A 2805-nucleotide genomic window follows, 5' to 3' on the forward strand; every position below is an offset into this window, starting at 1 on the left:
AACTGTCTTTGTGAGATCCCACCCTCTAAGTACGCATCAATTATTTTCTGCCGAAAGTCAAGTGAGTATGCTTTCATTTATATCTTCTCATAATCTATATCTTATCTAATTACTGTATCTCATTAGACTGGAAAACGCTATATAATTTTACATTCTCTTGTCGCAGAGGCGCGATCGCTAACTTTTAAGTAAATTGTGAAAAATCAATAAGTTGATATCAAACTCATATTTGATGTCTGAAAAAAATCTGTACCCTCAGACAAGGCTTCTTTACTAAACCCTAACTAAGCTGTTAATCCTATGCTTGATTTACCGATGCGATTAATTGCGCTACCCGTTCTTTAATTTCATCGCGCACTCTGGGGAAAATTTCTGGCTGTTCTGCTGGATCATCCAATTGCCAATCTTCAAATACTTCGCGCACCACCCATTCCGGCGGTAAATTCACCCCACAACCGCACAGGGAAATCACCACATCAAAATCTTCGGCTTGAAAATCACTGAGGGGTTTGGAATGCTGATTAGTAATATCAATCCCAATTTCTTGCATCGCTGCGATCGCTTCTGGCCTCACCTGACTCGCCTCTAACCCGGAACTAGTTACGGCTATTTTTCCTTGTCCCAGAGTTTTAGCAAAACCTTCCGCCATTTGCGAACGAGCCGAATTTTTTTTACAGACAAACATGACACGTTTCATAAATCAATTCCTTATTTTGTGACTGATAGTTGTGATTATTTGCAATCTCCAAAACAACGCGGATCTAGCAAGGTTGCTTTCTCCGGTTCTCTCGGAAACCAACTTGCTGTGCGTTTACAAACTTCAACCAGCATTAACATAACTGGTACTTCAATCAAAACCCCTACCACTGTAGCCAGTGCAGCACCAGAACTTAAGCCAAATAAAATCACAGCCGTGGCGATCGCTACTTCAAAATGATTACTCGCTCCAATTAATGCTGCTGGTGCGGCATCTTCGTAAGCTAAATTCAGCTTCAATCCTGCTACATAACTAATTAAAAAAATGAAATTAGTTTGAATAAACAATGGTACAGCAATTAACAAAATATGCAAGGGATTATTCACAATTAGTTCACCCTTGAAGGCAAACAGCAGCACCAAAGTTAATAGCAAAGCCGTAATCGCCACAGGAGTCAAATAATTAAGAAATCGTCTTTCAAACCACTCCTTACCTTTATATTTAAAAATCCAGTAACGGCTGTACATTCCTGCTATTAGCGGTAAACCCACGTAAATTAGTACCGACAAAACAATAGTTTCCCAAGGTACAGCTAAATTATTCGCCGCTAGTAACCATCTACCCAAAGGCGCATATAAAAACAACATTGCCAAAGAGTTTACAGCCACCATAATTAAGGTGTGTCCTTGGTTGCCGTAAGAAAGATATCCCCACATCAGCACCATTGCTGTACAAGGTGCAATTCCTAATAAAATTGTGCCGGCAATGTAAGAATTAGCCAGTGCAACTTCACCACCGCGAATCATTTCACTTCCAACAATCAAAGGACGAAATAACCACCCTAAGAAAAATTGAGCAAAGACCACCATTGTGAAAGGTTTAATCAACCAATTCACTACCAAAGTGAGAATTACTGGTTTGGGGGCGCGGATAGCATTTGTCGCTTGGGTGAAGTCAATTTTCACCATGATGGGATACATCATGAAAAATAAACAGACAGCAATGGGAATCGACACTTGATATACACTCATTGCGTCCAGTGCTACCGCCACTCCTGGAAATAATCGACCCAGAACAATTCCGCCAAAAATACACAAAAATACCCAAACAGTGAGGTATTTTTCAAAAAAACTGAGATTACTGCCTGCTTGTATCCGACTAGGACTAGCTTGCGGATTATGATTCATCAAAGTGCACCTAAAATCAAACTTAATCGCTAAAACTTGGCTTCTTTTCCTGTGTTGTCGCTAAGTTCATCTATCTTCATATCAAATTTTCTTGATGTATTATGGGTATGTCAACTAGAGAATACAAAAATTCATCAAAAAAACTTGATGGATACTCCGCAGAATTTAAAGTCTGCAATCCCTTGGTTGCAAAATTCAGGTAAGCTGAGGTTAAAAATAGTGCTGAATGTCGAGTTTTTCGACACTAAGTTCAATTAGAGTAATTAATTACCTGTGTGAAATATGAAAAAACAACACAGCAAAGTATTTTTATGGAATTTCCCAACTTTGGTTATGCAGTACTACTCAAAACTGATGCAGCTAATATTTACTGTTTGTCTGTTTGCACTTCTGTCATGGGTAATCACACCCACAGCCGAGGCTTTAACCCCGATTAGATTATTTGACATTTCTTATAAAGATTGTCCCCCAGAACTAGCTAAAGGGGCAGTTACAAGTGGCGGTAGTGCAACGGCGGCTAATTGCTTTATTGTCATAGGCAAAGCCGAAAACGGCACTTATAAAACCGTCTACGATGCAGATATCTATGGTCGGATATACGATGCTAACAATGACTCAGTTTTACAAAATCGTACCCGCCTTGGTTCTATTGCCGAAGTTCCACCAGGAATTAGCGATTTTGAGTTGAGAATTTCTGTACCAGCAAATCAGCCATTACCTTTAAAGTTAAAGCAATTTAAAGCATCGGGATTTAGTAGTCAAGTCCGAAGATGAGTGCTGAGTGCTGAGTGCTAAGAGACCATTTATAAAGTAAATCTTTAGACGGCTAGACGACGTAACATAATACGAGTCATAACGGCATATATAGCAGCTTCACTCATTTCAGGAAGACGTTCGTAATCCTTACTCAAACGATGGTAC

General features: G+C 39.5%; 3 protein-coding genes and 1 pseudogene. 1 reads left to right on the forward strand and 3 read right to left on the reverse strand.

Annotation, left to right across the window (positions count from 1 at the left end; genetic code table 11):
- Positions 1–298: 298 nt before the first annotated feature.
- Both arsC and arsB read right to left on the reverse strand, forming a co-directional pair.
- Positions 299–697: an arsenate reductase, glutathione/glutaredoxin type gene (gene arsC / locus H6G75_RS32560; RefSeq protein ID WP_190983977.1), complete on the reverse strand. Its 399-nt coding sequence runs from the start codon at positions 695–697 to the stop codon at positions 299–301.
- Between the two features lie 35 nt (positions 698–732).
- Positions 733–1884 (reverse strand): ACR3 family arsenite efflux transporter, encoded by a 1152-nt coding sequence (arsB, locus tag H6G75_RS32565; RefSeq protein ID WP_277884130.1) that lies wholly within the window; start codon positions 1882–1884, stop codon positions 733–735.
- A 333-nt stretch (positions 1885–2217) separates the two neighbouring features.
- Here arsB and H6G75_RS32570 point away from each other — a divergent pair, with 333 nt between their 5' ends.
- Positions 2218–2658, forward strand: coding sequence for a biotin carboxylase (locus tag H6G75_RS32570; protein WP_190983979.1), 441 nt, complete (start codon positions 2218–2220; stop codon positions 2656–2658).
- A gap of 44 nt (positions 2659–2702) precedes the next feature.
- Here the strand turns inward: H6G75_RS32570 and H6G75_RS32575 are convergent.
- A pseudogene (locus tag H6G75_RS32575) lies at positions 2703–2805 on the reverse strand (IS5/IS1182 family transposase); the annotation flags it as partial.

This window comes from Nostoc sp. FACHB-280 (genome assembly GCF_014697615.1).
GTDB lineage: Bacteria > Cyanobacteriota > Cyanobacteriia > Cyanobacteriales > Nostocaceae > Nostoc_B.